Raw genomic sequence first — 16,526 nt, 5'->3', positions numbered from 1 at the left:
GACAAGCACAAATCGGGCCGGACGCCAAGCGCACGGAAGGCCAACGCCAGGACTGTGATGTCAGTAAAAACCGAACGCGACCTGTGCAGACAAGCATCGTAGGTTCAGTTGATCGGCAAAAATCTTCATAGGCGGACGGCTACGACACATGCGGCAATAACTGCAAATAAACGCCGCCAGACCGGCGGCGTACCAGATGGCGTAGGCTCGACTATGCCGAATTCCGCATGCCAGGTTCACAAGCCTTTCTAGACGTTTGCGGTATGTGAAGACGAAGATGCAAGCATGCATACCATCGACTTCATCGACTCGCATACCGGGGGCGAGCCCACCCGGGTCGTCCTGGCGGGCTTTCCTGACTTAGGGTCCGGCCCGCTGGCCGAGCGCCGCGAGCTGTTCCGCACCCGCTACGACCGCTGGCGCCAGGCGATCGCCTGTGAGCCGCGCGGTTCGGACACCATGGTGGGCGCACTGCTGCTGCCGCCGACCGACCCGTCCGCCTGCGCCGGGGTGATCTACTTCAACAACGTGGGTTACCTGGGGATGTGCGGCCACGGCACCATCGGGCTGATCCGCACGCTGCATTATCTCGGCCGCATCGCACCAGGCCGGCATCGCCTGGAAACGCCGGTCGGCATGGTGGGCATCGAGTTGCATGCGGACGGCCGCGTAGCGATCGACAATGTGGAAAGCTACCGCCACGCGAAAGACGTGGTGCTGGATGTGCCGGGCTACGGCAAGGTGACCGGCGACATCACCTGGGGCGGCAACTGGTTCTTCATCAGCAACGATAGTCCGTTGCCGCTTACGCTCGCCAACCAGCGCGGGTTGACCCAGTACACCGAAGCGATTCGCCTTGCGCTCGAAGCGGCAAACATCCGCGGTGACGCCGACGGCGACATCGACCACATCGAAATCAACGGCCCGTCACCCGAGCCTGATGCGGACGCTCGCAACTTCGTGCTTTGCCCTGGGCTGGCGTACGACCGCTCGCCCTGCGGCACCGGCACCAGCGCGAAGATCGCCTGCCTGGCCGCGGACGGAAAACTGGCGCCAGGACAGATATGGCGTCAGGGCGGCATACTCGGCAGTGTGTTCGAGGCGCAGTACACACCGGGTACGCGCGGCGTGGTGCCACGTATCACCGGCAGCGCGCATATCACGGCGCAAGGACAATTGCTGATTGACGATAGCAACGATCCGCTGGCGTGGGGTATCGGTACCGCGTGAAGAGCTACGACCTGATCATCGTCGGCGCGGGCATCATCGGCACCGCATGCGCAGATTACGCCAGCCAGGAAGGCGTGCGCGTGGCGATCGTCGAACCCGGTCCGATCGGTGGCGGCGCCACGGCGGCGGCCATGGGCCATTTGGTAGCGATGGATGACGATCCGGCGGAACTCGCGCTTGCGCACTACTCGTTGAATCTGTGGGAAGCCTTCACCGACGTCGAGCAAATCGAATACAGCCGCTGCGGCACCTTGTGGGTTGCCGGCAACGAAGCGGAATACGCATGCATTCCAGAAAAGCTGGCGCGTCTCGCCACAGTGGGCGTGCAAGCCGAGCTGATCGACAGCACACAGCTGTATCATCTCGAACCTCACTTGAAAGCCGGTCTGTGCGGTGGCATGCGCGTGGCGCGCGAGGCCGTCGTGTATCCACCCGGCATGGCACGCCACCTGCTCGATCGCGCACGCGCACGTGGCACCGAACTTCATAGCCATCGCGTCACAGCCATCACCGAGCACGGCGTGCAATTGGCGGATCAAACGCGTCTGGCCGGCTCCGTGCTGGTCACTACCGGATGCGCCCTGCCCGAGCTACTGCCGCAGTTGCCGATGCGCGCGCGCAAAGGACATCTGGTGATCACCGATCGCTATCCCGGCATCGTGCATCATCAATTGCTGGAACTCGGCTACGCGGACAGCGCGCACGGCGATGCTGACAGCAGCGTCGCCTTCAACGTGCAACCGCGGCCAACGGGACAGATTCTTATCGGCTCTTCGCGCGAATACGGCAGCGATACGCCGGACGTCTCGATGCCGATGGTGCAACGGATGCTGGAGCGAACGTTCCATTATCTGCCAGGCTTGCGTCAGCTCGACGCGCTGCGCATCTGGACCGGTTTTCGTCCGGTCAGCGCAGACGGCTTGCCTTATCTTGGCCGCGTACCGGAACAAACGAACGTATGGGTAGCGGCAGGCCACGAAGGTCTCGGCATCACGACCTCGCTGGCCAGCGCGCGGTTGGTGATCGATCAATGGTTGGGCCGATCGACGGCGATCGATCCGCGCCCTTACGATCCGGCGCGGGTGGCCGCATGAGTGCTTCGTCTGTGCGCATACAAATCGACGACCAGACGCTCGACGTGCCGGCCGACATCAGCGTGGCCGCGGCGATCGCGCGTTTGCAGCGTCCGTTTCGCCGCTCCGTGCAAGGACAGGCACGCGCACCGTTCTGCGGCATGGGCATTTGCTTCGAATGCCGTGTGCGTATCGACGGTATCGCGCAGCAACGCGCATGCATGGTGACGGTGCGCGAAGGCATGCAGGTGGCGACCGATGGCTGAGCATTACGACGCCGTGATTGTCGGCGCCGGCCCTGCGGGATTGGCCGCCGCCGAAGCCGCGCTTGTGCGCGGCGCACGCGTAGCATGGATCGACGCGCAGCCCACACCCGGCGGCCAGGTATGGCGCAAGGATGTTGAGCATGGTTGGCCGCGTCGCGCACAGCGCGTGATTCAGCACGTACTTCATCACCCGAACGCAACGTGGATGCCGCAGACGCAGGTCGTCGCTGCAGGGCATGACGAACTGCTGCTGCAGGATGCATCTCGTGCATGGCGCGCGACCTATGGCGCGCTGATTCTCGCGACCGGCGCGCGCGAATTGTTGCTGCCTTTCCCGGGCTGGACGTTGCCCGGCGTAACCGGCGCAGGTGGTTTGCAGGCACTAGCCAAGCAAGGCTGGCCGCTGGCCGGACGTCGCGTGGTGATCGCAGGCAGCGGTCCGTTGCTGTTGGCTGCTGCCGCTACGGCAAAGCGACACGGTGCACGCGTGCTTGGCATTTACGAACAAGCCAGCGAGGCCACGGTGCAGCGCTTTGCACGCAATCTCTGGCGCTGGCCCGGCAAGGCGCTGCAGGCAGCGTTGCTGCGTATACAACTGGCAGGCATTCCTTACCGTTGCGGCAGCATCGTGACGCGCGCGATTGGCAACGATGCGCTGCAGCTGATCGAGGTGGATGGACCGCACGGCGTCGAACGGATCGAATGCGATCAGCTCGCCGTGGGCTATGGGCTGGTGCCCAATGTGGAACTTGCGCAGATGCTTGGCTGCACCATGAAGTACGAAGGCGCGCATCCTCGGGTTGACGTCGATGGTATGCAGCGCACCAGCGTCGCCAACGTCTATGCCGCCGGTGAGCTTTGCGGCATCGGCGGACGCGATAGCGCATGGCTGGAAGGACGCATCGCAGGTATGGGCGCCACCGGCGCCGCGATCGATGCATCGCTGCTGCGAAAGCAACGCCATGCGCGTAGCTTCGCTGCGGCGCTGCGCGAACACTTCACGCTCGATCCCTACATCTACGACCTGGCCGAACCCAGCACCCTGATCTGCCGCTGCGAAGACGTAACGCTGCAAGCGTTGGATCACTACGACGATGCACGCAGCGCCAAGCTCGCCACACGCTGCGGCATGGGCGCCTGCCAGGGCCGCGTGTGCGGCACAGTACTGGCCGAACTCGGCCGTTTTCCGCGCAGCGGTCAGCGCCCGCCCCTGTTTCCCGCCCGGCTCTCCACGCTGGGCGATATCGACTCTCTCTGCGAAAACCAAGGATCTTCCTCATGAGCAACGCATCCATGTGGCACGGCGTACTGCCCGCCATCACCACGCCGTTCACCGCCGACGATCAGGTCGATCACGCGTTTCTCGCCAAGCACGCGAAGCAATTGATCGACGTCGGTTGCCGCGGCATCGTGCCGCTGGGTTCGCTGGGCGAAGCGGCCACGCTGAGCTTCGAGGAAAAGCTCGACATTCTGCGTACGCTGGTGAAGGCACTGGAAGGTCGCGCACCGGTGATTCCGGGTATCGCCGCGCTTTCCACTCGCGAGGCCGTGAAGCTCGCGAAGGAAGCCAAGGCGCTCGGCTGCGGCGGTCTGATGGTGTTGCCACCGTATGTGTATTCCACCGACTGGCGCGAAATGGGCGCGCACGTGCGCGCTGTGATCGGCGCCACCGATCTGCCGTGCATGCTGTACAACAACCCAGTCGCGTACAAGACCGATTTTGCACCGGCGCAGATCGCCGAACTCGCCGCGGAATTTCCCAACCTGCAGGCAGTGAAGGAATCTTCGGCCGACGTGCGTCGCTTCGCCGGCATTCGTGCCGTGGTTGACGACCGCCTGCAACTGCTGGTAGGCATGGACGATGCCATCGTCGAAGGCGTGGCGATGGGCGCGGTGGGCTGGATTGCCGGCCTGGTGAACGCTTATCCGAAAGAGTCGGTGAAACTATTCGAGCTTGCACGCGACGGTGGCCCGAAGGCAGCCGAAACGCTGTACAACTGGTTCTTGCCGCTGCTGCGCCTGGATACCGTGCCCACCTTTGTGCAGTTGATCAAGCTGGTGCAGGAAAAAACCGATATGGGCAGTGAACGCGTGCGCGCGCCACGTCTGCCGGTGGCAGGCACCGAACGCGAGCAAGCGCTCAAGATCATCGATCACGCCATCGCTACCAAGCCGGCGGTTTGATATGGACATGTTCGAGCAAGTGCTGATCGGAGGCCGCTGGTGCGCGTCGCTGGATGCGCAAGGCAGTTTTCGCGCGGAAGATCCCAGTCGCGTGGAAGCGATCGGCCCAGCGTTTCCTATCAGTGGCGACGCCGACATCGAAGCGGCGATGCGCGCTGCAGTTGATGTAGCGGGTGCATTGAATGCAGCGTCGCCCGCACAGATTGCTGATTTTCTGGAGCGCTATGCCGCCGCGATCGACGCCGATGCCGATCGCCTGGTGGCCTTGGCGCATGCGGAAACCGCCCTGCCCGCCGAACCACGCCTGCGCTCGGTGGAACTGCCGCGCACCAGCAACCAGCTTCGTCTCGCAGCAAAGGCCGTGCGCGACTACGCATGGACTGATCCGGTGATCGACACGCAAGGCGGACTGCGCGCGCATCGCGCACCGCTCAACAAACCGGTGCTTGTGTTCGGCCCGAACAATTTTCCATTCGCATTCAACGCCATCGCGGGCAGTGACTTCGCATCGGCCATCGCGGCACGCAACCCGGTGATCGCCAAGGCGCATCCGTCGCATCCGGCCACCAGTCAACGGCTGGCGCAACTGGCGCATACGGCATTGTTGGAAGCAGACTTGCCCGGGGCATCCGTGCAGATGCTGTATCACTTCGATAATGCACTTGGCCTCGCATGGGCCGGCGACGCACGACTGGGTGCGATCGGCTTTACAGGCAGCCGTGCTGGCGGCTTGGCGTTGAAGGCCACGGCCGACAAAGCCGGCGTGCCTATCTATGCGGAGCTTTCAAGCATCAACCCGGTGTTCATGCTGCCCGGTGCACTGGTCGAACGCGGCGAAGCGCTGGCGCAGGAGTTTTTTGCTTCCTGCACGATGGGCAGCGGCCAGTTCTGCACCAATCCTGGCATCGTGATCGTGCCCAAAGGGGAACACGGCGATGCATTCGTTGCTGCGGCCACACGATTGTTCGCCGAGGCCGAAGCCAAGGTGCTGTTTTCACGCGGCGTGCAGCAGAACCTTGCACGCGCAGTAGCCAGCTTGCACGCGGCCGGTGCGCACGTGCTTGCGGGTGGCAGCGTAGGCGATGGCTATCGCTTCCAACCGACCTTGCTCGGCGTCGATGGCGATGATTTTGTCGCCCATGCAGAAAGCCTGCAAGCCGAAGCGTTCGGGCCGGTCAGCCTGATCGTTCGCGCGGCGGATCTGGCGGCCATGCAACGGATCGCGGCATCGTTCGAAGGCAATCTTACCGGCACCATCTATCGCCCTTCGGACGGCGGCGACGATAGCGCGTGGCAAGCCCTCGCGCCAATCTTGCGCAACAAAGTCGGTCGGCTGATCGCTAACAAGATGCCGACCGGTGTTGCCGTAAGCGCGGCTATGAACCACGGTGGCCCCTACCCCAGCACTAGCCATGCGGGCTTCACCTCGGTGGGTATGCCTGCCGCCATTCGACGCTTCACCGCGCTGCACAGTTACGACAATGTACCCGAAGCGTTGCTGCCGGCAGAGTTGCGCAATCGCAATCCTGGCGGTGTGCAGCGGTTGGTAGATGGGCGCTGGACGGATGGTGATGTTGCGTAGGCATTGCGCACATCATTCAGCCATACAGCACGCGCACTCTGGTGCGAACGGGTGTTGTGCTCCACCGTCATCTTGGCGAAGGCCAAGGCGCTTTTCAGCAGCGAAGCTGGTCAATCACGGTTCGGCGCAGGGGAGCATCATATGAGCCTGATCACCGATATGACCCGACGCAAATCCGTCGAGGTCATGCAGCAGGAAACGGGGGAACGCAGCGGACTGCGGCGCGTGCTCGGGCTGTGGCAGCTCACCGCCATTGGTCTGGGCGGCATCATCGGGGTCGGCATCTTCGTGCTCACCGGTACGGTCGCCGCCACGCAAGCGGGGCCAGCGGTGGTGCTGTCGTTTCTGTTGGCGGGCATTGCCAGTGGTGCAGCGGCGCTGTGCTATGCGGAATTCTCCGGACTGATTCCCGTCTCCGGTAGCGCCTACACCTATGGCTACGCCGTGCTCGGCGAATTCGTCGGGTGGATCATCGGCTGGGATCTGCTCCTGGAATACGCGTTGATCGCGGCAGTAGTCGCGGTGGGTTGGTCGGGCTACGTGCAAGCGTTGCTGGAAGCGGCAGGGTTGTCGTTGCCGGCGTGGGCGCAAGGCGCTTACGGAAGCGCACCTGGTCGCTTGTTCAATCTTCCTGCGGTGGTAATTTCGCTGGCCATTACTGCGTTGCTTGCCATGCGCATGCAATGGGGCGCGCGCTTTAACACGGCGATCGTAGCGATCAAGATCGCGGCGGCTGCAGCCATTGTCATCGCCGGCGTTGCCTACGTGAAGCCGGAGCGCTGGCATCCGTTCATGCCGTTCGGCATGCACGGCGTGGTCACCGGTGCAGCGGTGGTGTTCTTCGCGGTGTTCGGCTACGACATGCTTACCACGGCGGCGGAAGAATCGCGCCATCCGCAGCGCGATCTGCCTCGTGCGGTGCTGCTGTCGCTGGGCATTGCGATGGTGCTGTATTTCGCTATCTGCCTGGTGCTGACCGGCATCGTGCCGTATACCACGCTGGACACTCCAGCGCCGGTGGCGAGCGCGTTCACCGCCATCGGGCTGCCGCAGGTGATGGTGGCGATTTCGCTGGCATCGATCTGCGGCATCACCAGCGTGATCTTCGCTAATCTGCTTGCAGGCGCGCGGATCTGGTTTGCGCTATCGCGCGATGGACTGCTTCCCGGCTGGTTCGCCAAGGTGCATCCGCGTTGGCACACGCCGCATCGCACTACTTTGCTGCTGGGTGCCGTCACGGCGGCCGCATCAGGTCTGTTTCCGCTGGGCGAGTTGGCCAAGCTGGTGAACATCGGCGTGCTCTGTGCCTTCATCGTGATCTGCACAGCGGTGGCAGTGTTGCGTTGGCGCCACCCCGAGATGGTGCGCCCGTTTCGCACGCCGATGGTGCCGCTGATACCGCTGGTCGGCGTAGGTTTCTCCTGCTGGCTGATCTGGGGTTTGCCCAGCATCACATATTGGCGTTTTGGACTATGGCTGCTGGTCGGCTTGCTGGTGTATTTCGCGTATGGGCGTCATCACAGCCGTCTTCACGCAGACAGCCATACAGTGGCATCTGTGCGCGACTCGGCAATCAGGGACTGACGCACGCCATGCAGTACGGCGGCTACGACACCGGCCCAGTGCCGGAGCCACCCGCTCAGCCTGCCCGCACATAACGGCAGCGGCGCCGCAGAACACGGATTGGATGCGTGTCGTCTCTAAGGACGCGCCGCGTTTCGAAGCCACTACGCGCCAAGACGCATTGGCAGTTACGCCGTTAAATAAAATTCACGACGAACGCCACATCGTGTATTGGCAAAACGAGAGCGACTCGTCTTCAGGCTGAGCGCGTCGCATCGAAGTCGTGTGGATTGAATAGCTCAATCGTTTTTGGCGTAGCGCTCGAGCAGCTGATGCAGCGATGCCTTCAGGTATTCGATGTCGTGTCCGCATTTGTCCAGACCTAGCGCCTGAACGCTCTGCTCGGCGATGCCACAATCGTTGGCCGCTGAGTGTTCGCCGACGATAAACAACGCGCCCTTCAGAGAATGAATACACTCCAGCAAACCGGCCTGGTCATGCCGGCGCAATGCATCGTCGATACTTTCAAGGTCGCGACTGACGGATTCGATGAGAACGCGCCGATCTTTCCCAGACAGCCTGATCGTCATGGTCGTCTTGCCGTTTGCGGCAGACGAATCCGGCGCGGAGGGCGGATGCTGAGAAGTGGCCATATCGCGTTACTCCCTGAAAGAGTGGCCGCAGTGATTCGGACACCGGTCCGGCCACGGATGAACGCCGGACGTCTAAAAAGCTTTCCCCTGCGATCTCACTGTACGCTGTCAGGCTAGCAATATCCGCCAAGCCGTGACCGTTGTCGAGCTAGATAAGCATGATGCCAGGCAAATCCGGCCTAGTCGCAAGCCCTACTTACAAGATTCAGTTGCAGCGTCCCTAATGCCCCTGTTCGAGCCGTTCTTCTGAAAGCAAAGGCCTCCACGAGCACGTCGCTAGTCTCGGTCAAAGCAGTGACCGACAAATACGGTGCCGGGATGTGTCAACGCAAAGTTCTTTTTGCACCCTATGGTGTCAACATCGCCGTACGCGAAACAAATTGGCCATAGTCGTCGATACTATTGAAATGCACTTCCGATTTCGCCCCGTTAGTGGAGTGAAAATCCTTGAGCGGGTAACGCTGCGTGCCACCGGGGGCGATCATTTGCGGGGATTCGCTCTTGATATCCTTGCCATCCACGACTAGCGACACACTCTCAAACGAGACGTAATAGACACTGGGGTTTTCCGCCACCAGTGTCGGTTGCGCGCCGTCTGCCACCAGTTTCCAGCGTAGCTGGCCCGGCGCATCCGTGGGATTGCCTTTCAGGCCTTTAGGCCGGAAGAACAGCTTGATACGCGTGCGAAAGGCCAGCTGCAGCGTGTTGGGCTGCTGACCATTGACGGCCTTGGGCTTGGGCGGCACTTCCAACACATTGAGCCAGAACATCGACTCTTTATCTGTCGGTAGCGGCTTGTCGTTGTCCTTGAGGTAAGTCACCCGTAGCGCTTGCCCTTTGCCTGGGTCTATGCGGAATACGGGTGGCGTCAGGATGAACGGTACATGGAGCTGGTCCGGCGTGCTCTTCTCATTGCCGTCGTCGATCCAGGCTTGCACCAACAGCGGCGACTTCTCGTCCTGATTGGTCAGCTTGACGGTAATCTCGCGCTGCTGCGCTGGATAAATCACTCGCGTGCTGTCGATTACCACGCCAGCGTGAACGTGGGTGGTGAGCATGCTTGCCAGACAGCAGACTGCCAGCGCACACATAGAGCGAACATAGTGCATCTTCATCAATAGTCTCTCCCAATCCTTAATAGGGGTGGGTGTCTTAGGCGAATGTTTCCGTGTTTTAGCTCGTCACCTGGCGCAAGCAGGAATGGCGAACGGGCGTAGTTGATCCACTTCCAGTCGGGTTACAACTTGGCCGTATAGTTCTGCTCACCGCCATAATCATCGACGGCGGAAAAATGTACTTCTGCCGTCGCATCGGTCTTGCCGGAGAAATCTTTGAGCACGTAGCGCCCCGTACTTCCGGGAGCAAGCATCGGCGGCGCTTCGCTTTTGAAATCCTTGCCGTCCACCACCAGCGCGATTTTGGAAAACGAGATGTGATAAGCGCTGGGGTTGTAAACCTCCAATGCCTGCGTTGCTCCATCTGAAACGAGTTTCCACGTCAACTGTTTGGGCGCAGCGTCTGGCTGGCCAGCCAACCCTTCGGGGCGGAAAAACAATTTGATTCGGGTGCGGAAGGCAAATTGCACGGTGTTTTCGCTGGCTTTATTGGCCGGTTTAGGTGGCACTGCCAACACGTTGAGCCAGAACACCGATTCTTTATCCGCGGGTAAAGGCTTTCCCTGGTAGTCGCTTTTTGTATAGATGATGCGCAAGGCCTGGCCCTTGCCCGCATCCAGGCGAAACATCGGCGGTGTCAGCGTAAATGGCACATCGATTTGATCGGGTGTTTTATTGACATCGCCATCGTCGATCCAGGCACGCACCAACCGTGGCTCGGTTTTTTCATCATTGGTCAGCTGGATCGTGATCTCACGATCTTTCGCGGGATAAATCACGCGTGTGGCGTTGATAACGATATCGGCCTGCGCCGACACAGAGAACAGCGCGGCCAGACACGTGGCAGCGAATAAGCGGGAAAAGCTTGAAAATGGCAATTTCATCATGTCGACTCCAAAAATAAGGCCGCCTCGAAAAAATGCCACGCTTGTTCGTCACTTCTTCTTTCTGCTGTGGCGCTTTCCAACAGCAAAGCGGATTCATGACGATATAAAACCGAGATTATTCGATGCTCCTTCCGTTTGGAAGGAGCGGCCTGGCGCATCAGTTATAAGACAGCATGACGGTGACCACACCATTGGCCGCGCCCGGCGTGACGGCGGCCTGCGTTTGCACATAGCGTGCTCGCATGGGGTACGTACTGCCGACAGCGGCTGGCGTTCAGTTGATCAATTCGGTGGTGCTGTTGGGTACTGCAGTAGCGCTGCCATCCTGGGTCTGCAGCTCGATCCCAAGCCCGCTGGCACCGCCGGGGGTGACCGCGAACATGGCGTTGTTGTCGGTGTCGGCCGTACCGTCAAAGCCCATATGCAGCGTCACAACATCAGCACTGCATCCCTGCGAGGTGATCGGGAAATTGACCCAACCCGAAGATGGCGATGAACCGACGCCGGTAAATTCGCTGGCATTGTGCTGGCCCAAGTCCACCGGGGTGGTTGAGATGGCGCACGATGAGCCACCAATGGTGCCGGTGACGTTGATCGTAGCGTTCTGTGCCATTACAGAGCCCGATGCTGCAGCCATGAAGCCTGTCAACAAAACGACGAGGCGGAGGCGACCCATGGAATGGGACCTATTGAGTAGTGATATGTTCTTCATGTTGAGCGCCTCAGGTATACGTCACCAAGACGGTGATGGTCGCGTTGCCCGGGCCCGGGGTGAGCTGAGCGGAAGTCCGCATATAGCGAGCCTGAAACGTCCAGTGGAAATCCGCCGTGGGGGTTTCGCTTGCTTCATCGCCAGGCTTGTAAACGGCCTGCTCAAGGTAGGTGTGTTGCAACTGAATGCCCACGCCAGCGGCTCCGCCGGTGACGGCAAACAGCGCGGGATTATTGGCATCCGCGGCGCCGGTGAACGTCAACGTGACCAGCGAAGCATCGCAGGGGCCCCAAAGGAGGGACTCGGCCGGCGACCAGTTGGAGGTGTCGCCAACATTCGCAAGCACGGATTCGTCCACGAGGCCGATAGCCAACGTAATGTTTGAGGTGGTGAGCGAGCATGTCGGCCCGACAATGGTGCCGGTAACATCAATCGTTGCGTTGCCGGTGTTCTGTGCGAAGGCAGAGCTAGATCCCAAGACCACGATGGCCATCAACAAAGCAATAGCCAAGCAACGATGCGCTAAACATGATTTATAGAATACGCGTAGGTTTTTCATGTGGAGCACCTCATGTATACGTGATCAACACGGTTATCGTCGCGTTCGCCGTACCCGTGGTCACGGTGGTAGCGGTCTGAACGTAGCGAGCCGCGAAGGGGTAGAGGCCGCCTGCGGCGGCGGGTGCGAACGTCATCGGGGTGCTGCTATTGGGTACGGCCTGTTGCGTGCCGCCGGCTTGATCCAACTGCACAGCGACACCCGTCGCACCGCCGGTGACAGCAAACATATTTAGGTTGTTGGGATCGGCGGTGCCCGAGAAGGTCATCGATACGAGATTGGCGTTGCAGCCACTGGACACCAGATTGCCTCCTACCCAGGGCGACGCGCTGCCGATACCCCCAAAGGTTGTTTTACTCACGGCTCCGAGAGGGATCGTGAGATTGGCGGTTTGCAGTGAGCAGGTGATCGCGCCAATGGTGCCGACGAAACGAATGGTGGCAGTACCGGTGTCCTGGGCCAAGGCCGAACCCGTCATCATCAAGCCGGCCAGCAGGGTGCAAGAGAAAAGGCGTTTCATGGGTTTGTCCCTTACTGATAATTGAGCGTGACCGTGACGGTTGCGCTGACCGAGCCACCGACGACGGTGGGCGCCGTTTGGATATAGCGGGCTGCAAATGTATAAACTCCACCCGCTCCCTGCGCCGCGAAGGTGATCGGGCCGCCATTGGGAATGGCTTGCGCACCGCTGGCCTGCCATAGCTGCAAACCGATGCCTTGCGCCGTGCCGCTGTTGGCAAACGCGCTGTTGTAGGGTGCTGGCGCGGCGGTCCCCGCGAACGTCATGGTTACCGTGCTGGCATTGCAGCCACCGGAAACCAGGGACTGGTCGGCAACCCATGGCTGCACCGTGCCGACACCGGTAAAGGCCGACACTGCGACAGTACCCATATTGAAGGTGGCGCTGGAGGTCGCGAGGGTACAGGTCGGGGTGGGTTCAATGACCTGAAAACCATTCAGTAGGTAGTATCCAAAAAACGCGTTGGAACCTGCTGGAATGACGGTGTGCTCTGGGCCTAGCGTGGGCCTCTCCTCCTTCCAAATGTATCCTGTGTAATAAGTGGCCATCAGCGTTGTAGCGGGGACATTTCCCGTCACCAGCTGATTGCTCGTTTTAACAAACTGAAAAGGCAGAGAGGTAAAATTGTAATGCCAACCGGGGTTAGTTGTCAGAAACTGAAGCCCCCCCCCGCCAGAGGCTACAAATTCGGCGAATGGTGCATCGATGCGGGCCGCGCTCAAGTAAATCCAGCTGCTACTGCCAGCATCCCATAAGGGAATGCGAACCCCAAGGCCCGGATAGTTAGTCGCCCATACATCAGTGTAGCCTGGCACTAGCGTTAATTGCGCAAGCCCGTAATAACCTAAATGGTATGTGACCTCTGCACCGATATCATTACAGTACGCACCAAGGTTTCCAACAACACCAGCGCCAGCGCCATTGATTGTTACGGTTGTTCCTATAGAGGCATCTGCCGGGAATGTCACGGTTGGTACTGTGACAGTCTTATTTCCCGGTACATAAAGGCATGTCCCTGGCGCTGCTTGCTGCGCCCACGCTGTTTTTGGGATAAGCAGCGCACCAACAAGGCAGCATGCCAATAAGGCTGTGAGGTTGAATTTCGTCACCATGCTGAGGCCTGATGTAGAGATGGTACGGGCGATTGCCGAGACATGGCTTCGGATCGAGCACACACCACGCTGGCCGTGACTTGTCTCGGAATCCAGCGTGGTGATGGCGAAGGGGCGTAGGGGCATGTTCATCCTGCGGCGCTCACGGATAAAGCGGAACGTTGATGGGTGGCGAGCTGCACTGGGAAGCGTCCCGGATGCCAAGAAGATAAAGCGTCGTTGTTAGCTGCGTGTGGTAGCTGAGTATGGAGCGCGACGGGCTTAAGCTCGGGTGTCTCGGGCGTTATGGCTTTGGGCACACTCGCTGCGCCTTCGTTCTGACAACCGGCGTGGATGGTTTGCAGATCGACCTGACGCCCCTTGGTGGCCGGTGGCAACTGTACGTTGATGCGACAGGAATCTGTCGCGCCTTCACCCCATTTCACTGTCAAGGTGCCGGACGACTGCATGTCACGAATAAACAATCGGCTGCCCTGGCCGGCGACGCCCACATTGTTGCCTTGCGCGTCGAGCACGTCGGCACCGAACGGTACCGGACGTCCATCTGGCAGCGTGGTTTCGATCATCAGCGCGCGGCCGCTGGTGGTTTCGTAATTCAATCGCACCACCGACCCTGCGCGCGGCGCGACATTGGCCGTGGTGGTTTTCAGCTCCACGCTGGCATCGGTGCCCTTGGGGTCGAGCGTGACGGTGTTGAGCTGATAGGGCATCAGGTTCGGCACCACGGCGTAGCCGCGTGAATCCACCGCCGCACCTTGCCCGTTGGAAACCGTTGCGCCTGTGGCGTTAGGGGCGTGCACCAAGCCAATGGTTTCGCCGGTGGGCGGCGCGAATGTGACACCGCCGCTGTGCACCACCACGCTGCCTGACGCACCGGCATTGATCTGTTGATAGCCGCTGCCTTGGCTGTAACCGGCGGCGAGCTGCGCGAGCGGACTACTGTATTGCGCGTTCACGCCGCCAGTGGTGCCGCTGCCGTCGGTCTTGCCGACGGTGGCGCCGTAATTGAAGCGATTGTCGGCACCGGCGGAACCGCTTACCGTGGCCTGGCTGCTGCTGCCGCCGTCCTTGGAGCGATTGAGCATGGCTGTCAGCTGAGGGGCTTGCGCACTGCGTCCCAACGGCACGTTGACCGTGAAGAGCAAAAGGGTGTCGCGACGCCCGGGGTTCGTCTGCAGATTGAACGCACTGGGCGCACCGGGAATCTGGTCGATCGGTGCACTACCTGGCACACCGACCTGGCTGGCGCTGACCAGCTGCCGCTGAGCGGTGAAACTGTAGTTGAGCGATTTCCAGTGGTTGCTGTAGCCGGCCGAGAAATTGGTTTGACGGCCACTACCGTTCCAGTAATCGATCACCGAGCCCTGCAGGAACACCTGACCAAAACGGCTGCCGAGCGCCTGATTGATATTGACGTCTATCCGGCTGCGCTGACGCGGGATGTAGTTGTCGCCCAAGCCGCGAGCGGCCGCATCGCGCATGGCGACGGCGTCATTGAGGCCCACATAGCCGCTGGTCGAATAGCGATATGCCGCCACGGCGAAATTGGTGCCGGTGTCGACGAAGTTCTTGTTGTAGCCCAGGCGCACGCTCTGGCCTTGGGTTCTGCTTTGGCCCGGCGCCTGGTTGGTAGCGTGAGTGATGTCGGCGGAAAAAGCGCCGAACTGGGTGTTGAGTGCCGCACCAGCGAGGAAGGCGCCGTAGCTGTTGGTGAAGGTAGCACCACCATACGCGGTGACACTGTTGGTGATGCCGCGCTGATAGGTACCCTGCACCAGCATGGGCGTATTCAGCAGGTTCAGCTGCTCGACTTTGCCGGCAGCGATGCTGAAGCGGCTTTGCCCAGGACGAAGCAATTGCGCCACGGCGGAGAAAGGCACCGTAAAGCGCTGGACGCGACCATCGGCTTCGGTGACTTCTACATCCAGATCGCCGCCGTAACCGGTGGGATACAGATCGTCGATGGCGAACGGACCGGGTGCCACGTTGGCGTCGTAAATGATGTAGCCGTGCTGGCGGATGACGACGTGTGCATTGGTTTCGGCGATGCCGCGCACGATGGGCGCATAGCCGCGAATGGACTGGGGCAGCATACGGTCATCGGTGTACAGGCGCATACCGCGCAAACGCACACTGTCAAACATATCGCCCGGTGTGAAGGTGTCGCCCGCTACGACCTGGGCTTGTAGCGAGGGAATGTCATGCTGCACATACGTGGCAGTGTTCTGGTAGCGCTTGCCGTTGCGACTGGACCAGGTCAAGGAGCCCAGGCTGTACGCGTGCCAGGAACCGAGCTTTAGTGAAGCATTGAGACCAACGTAACCGCTGGTCTGGTTTTGAGCGCCATAATCGGAGCGATACAGATTGGTGTTATAGCCGAGCACCGCTGCGTTGATGCCCGCATCCCATTGCGAGGGATCGACATAGCCGCGCGCCGCCTGGTTGGTGTAGATCTGAGGCACGGACAGTGACAATTCCTGCGTGCCGATGTCGAAGTCGGCCTCAGCCCCCGGGATGTAGTCGCCGATAGGCCCGCAGAACTGGCCCTCGGGCATTTTCTTGAGCGACGGATTTTCCTTCTGCGTAAGGACTTTTTTCAGGTCCACGCCAAGGCTGATCAGCGTGGCCGGGTCGAAACAGGGTTGTGCGTTGTCCTTGCCGGGTACGGCAGCGAACACCAGGTCGTTACGTGCCTTCCACACCTTGTTGAGGTAGACGTCACCGCGATAGGTGCCGGGCAACACCACGTTACCTTTCTCGAAACGCGACAGATCGACCTTGGGCGCGGTGCCGGCGGGGAAGAAGTTTGGATCGAAGTCGACGCTATTCGATGCCGGGTCAGCCGGGCCAGCAGGATCTGCGGCGGCAGCCGCGGGATCGGCAGCATAGGCCGAGTTCGCCAGCGCACTCAGGAGCAGCGTAGGCAGCAGTGCACGCCGCAATGGCGCGGACTGGCCGGTGGTTGATCCTTTCGCGCCAGACAACATATCGAGCAACTCCTAACACTATAAGAGACAATCGTGGCTATTTGCCGCGCAGCACGACGCTACGCGGCCATACATATTTCTTG

General features: G+C 60.7%; 15 protein-coding genes. 7 read left to right on the top strand and 8 right to left on the bottom strand.

What is annotated here, in order from left to right:
• Positions 1-285: 285 nt before the first annotated feature.
• The 7 genes from ISP18_RS05310 to ISP18_RS05280 all read left to right on the top strand — a co-directional run bounded on the left by ISP18_RS05310 (position 286) and on the right by ISP18_RS05280 (position 7,919).
• Positions 286-1,230, top strand: coding sequence for a 4-hydroxyproline epimerase (locus ISP18_RS05310; protein ID WP_380007662.1), 945 nt, complete (start codon positions 286-288; stop codon positions 1,228-1,230).
• Positions 1,209-2,324, top strand: coding sequence for an NAD(P)/FAD-dependent oxidoreductase (locus ISP18_RS05305; protein ID WP_380007659.1), 1,116 nt, complete (start codon positions 1,209-1,211; stop codon positions 2,322-2,324). The genes ISP18_RS05310 and ISP18_RS05305 overlap by 22 nt, the downstream gene beginning before the upstream one ends.
• Positions 2,321-2,569, top strand: coding sequence for a (2Fe-2S)-binding protein (locus ISP18_RS05300; RefSeq protein WP_380007656.1), 249 nt, complete (start codon positions 2,321-2,323; stop codon positions 2,567-2,569). Before ISP18_RS05305 ends, ISP18_RS05300 begins: the two co-directional genes overlap by 4 nt.
• Complete coding sequence (locus tag ISP18_RS05295) at positions 2,562-3,851, top strand: FAD-dependent oxidoreductase (RefSeq protein ID WP_380007653.1); 1,290 nt, start codon at positions 2,562-2,564, stop codon at positions 3,849-3,851. The genes ISP18_RS05300 and ISP18_RS05295 overlap by 8 nt, the downstream gene beginning before the upstream one ends.
• Complete coding sequence (locus tag ISP18_RS05290) at positions 3,848-4,753, top strand: dihydrodipicolinate synthase family protein (protein ID WP_380007650.1); 906 nt, start codon at positions 3,848-3,850, stop codon at positions 4,751-4,753. Before ISP18_RS05295 ends, ISP18_RS05290 begins: the two co-directional genes overlap by 4 nt.
• A 1-nt stretch (position 4,754) precedes the next feature.
• Positions 4,755-6,335: an aldehyde dehydrogenase (NADP(+)) gene (locus tag ISP18_RS05285; protein ID WP_380007647.1), complete on the top strand. Its 1,581-nt coding sequence runs from the start codon at positions 4,755-4,757 to the stop codon at positions 6,333-6,335.
• Positions 6,336-6,476: 141 nt separating this feature from the next.
• Complete coding sequence (locus ISP18_RS05280; RefSeq protein ID WP_380007644.1) at positions 6,477-7,919, top strand: amino acid permease; 1,443 nt, start codon at positions 6,477-6,479, stop codon at positions 7,917-7,919.
• A 278-nt stretch (positions 7,920-8,197) separates the two neighbouring features.
• On the opposite strand, the gene ISP18_RS05275 is transcribed toward ISP18_RS05280, so the two are convergent.
• The 8 genes from ISP18_RS05275 to ISP18_RS05240 form a co-directional block, all read right to left on the bottom strand.
• The gene (locus tag ISP18_RS05275; RefSeq protein WP_380007641.1) at positions 8,198-8,488 is read right to left on the bottom strand and encodes an Hpt domain-containing protein; all 291 of its coding nucleotides are present in this window, start codon (positions 8,486-8,488) and stop codon (positions 8,198-8,200) included.
• A gap of 410 nt (positions 8,489-8,898) precedes the next feature.
• On the bottom strand, positions 8,899-9,666 hold the full coding sequence (locus ISP18_RS05270) for a fimbria/pilus periplasmic chaperone (RefSeq protein ID WP_380007639.1): 768 nt from the start codon (positions 9,664-9,666) through the stop codon (positions 8,899-8,901).
• A 122-nt stretch (positions 9,667-9,788) separates the two neighbouring features.
• On the bottom strand, positions 9,789-10,553 hold the full coding sequence (locus tag ISP18_RS05265) for a fimbrial biogenesis chaperone (RefSeq protein WP_380007636.1): 765 nt from the start codon (positions 10,551-10,553) through the stop codon (positions 9,789-9,791).
• Positions 10,554-10,827: 274 nt separating this feature from the next.
• Complete coding sequence (locus ISP18_RS05260; RefSeq protein WP_380007633.1) at positions 10,828-11,166, bottom strand: fimbrial protein; 339 nt, start codon at positions 11,164-11,166, stop codon at positions 10,828-10,830.
• A 109-nt stretch (positions 11,167-11,275) separates the two neighbouring features.
• Positions 11,276-11,824 (bottom strand): fimbrial protein, encoded by a 549-nt coding sequence (locus tag ISP18_RS05255; RefSeq protein WP_404559251.1) that lies wholly within the window; start codon positions 11,822-11,824, stop codon positions 11,276-11,278.
• Between the two features lie 10 nt (positions 11,825-11,834).
• Positions 11,835-12,344: a fimbrial protein gene (locus ISP18_RS05250; RefSeq protein WP_380007627.1), complete on the bottom strand. Its 510-nt coding sequence runs from the start codon at positions 12,342-12,344 to the stop codon at positions 11,835-11,837.
• 11 nt (positions 12,345-12,355) lie between these two features.
• Complete coding sequence (locus ISP18_RS05245; protein ID WP_380007624.1) at positions 12,356-13,582, bottom strand: fimbrial protein; 1,227 nt, start codon at positions 13,580-13,582, stop codon at positions 12,356-12,358.
• Between the two features lie 2 nt (positions 13,583-13,584).
• On the bottom strand, positions 13,585-16,443 hold the full coding sequence (locus tag ISP18_RS05240; RefSeq protein WP_380007621.1) for a fimbria/pilus outer membrane usher protein: 2,859 nt from the start codon (positions 16,441-16,443) through the stop codon (positions 13,585-13,587).
• Positions 16,444-16,526 lie beyond the last annotated feature (83 nt).

The organism is Dyella humi, from assembly GCF_044904605.1.
GTDB lineage: Bacteria > Pseudomonadota > Gammaproteobacteria > Xanthomonadales > Rhodanobacteraceae > Dyella_B > Dyella_B humi.
Note: the sequence above shows the minus strand (reverse complement) of the source record. Positions and strands in the feature narration are given on the sequence as shown.

Bases quoted from the DNA above. Each gene is read 5' to 3' on its own strand.
- ISP18_RS05310 (WP_380007662.1), top strand. From the start codon at position 286: ATGCATACCATCGACTTCATCGACTCGCATACCGGGGGCGAGCCCACC.
- ISP18_RS05300 (WP_380007656.1), top strand. From the start codon at position 2,321: ATGAGTGCTTCGTCTGTGCGCATACAAATCGACGACCAGACGCTCGAC.
- ISP18_RS05295 (WP_380007653.1), top strand. From the start codon at position 2,562: ATGGCTGAGCATTACGACGCCGTGATTGTCGGCGCCGGCCCTGCGGGA.
- ISP18_RS05290 (WP_380007650.1), top strand. From the start codon at position 3,848: ATGAGCAACGCATCCATGTGGCACGGCGTACTGCCCGCCATCACCACG.
- ISP18_RS05285 (WP_380007647.1), top strand. From the start codon at position 4,755: ATGGACATGTTCGAGCAAGTGCTGATCGGAGGCCGCTGGTGCGCGTCG.
- ISP18_RS05280 (WP_380007644.1), top strand. From the start codon at position 6,477: ATGAGCCTGATCACCGATATGACCCGACGCAAATCCGTCGAGGTCATG.
- ISP18_RS05275 (WP_380007641.1), bottom strand. From the start codon at position 8,488: ATGACGATCAGGCTGTCTGGGAAAGATCGGCGCGTTCTCATCGAATCC.
- ISP18_RS05270 (WP_380007639.1), bottom strand. From the start codon at position 9,666: ATGAAGATGCACTATGTTCGCTCTATGTGTGCGCTGGCAGTCTGCTGT.
- ISP18_RS05265 (WP_380007636.1), bottom strand. From the start codon at position 10,553: ATGATGAAATTGCCATTTTCAAGCTTTTCCCGCTTATTCGCTGCCACG.
- ISP18_RS05260 (WP_380007633.1), bottom strand. From the start codon at position 11,166: ATGGCACAGAACGCTACGATCAACGTCACCGGCACCATTGGTGGCTCA.
- ISP18_RS05255 (WP_404559251.1), bottom strand. From the start codon at position 11,824: ATGAAAAACCTACGCGTATTCTATAAATCATGTTTAGCGCATCGTTGC.
- ISP18_RS05250 (WP_380007627.1), bottom strand. From the start codon at position 12,344: ATGAAACGCCTTTTCTCTTGCACCCTGCTGGCCGGCTTGATGATGACG.
- ISP18_RS05245 (WP_380007624.1), bottom strand. From the start codon at position 13,582: ATGCCCCTACGCCCCTTCGCCATCACCACGCTGGATTCCGAGACAAGT.
- ISP18_RS05240 (WP_380007621.1), bottom strand. From the start codon at position 16,443: ATGTTGTCTGGCGCGAAAGGATCAACCACCGGCCAGTCCGCGCCATTG.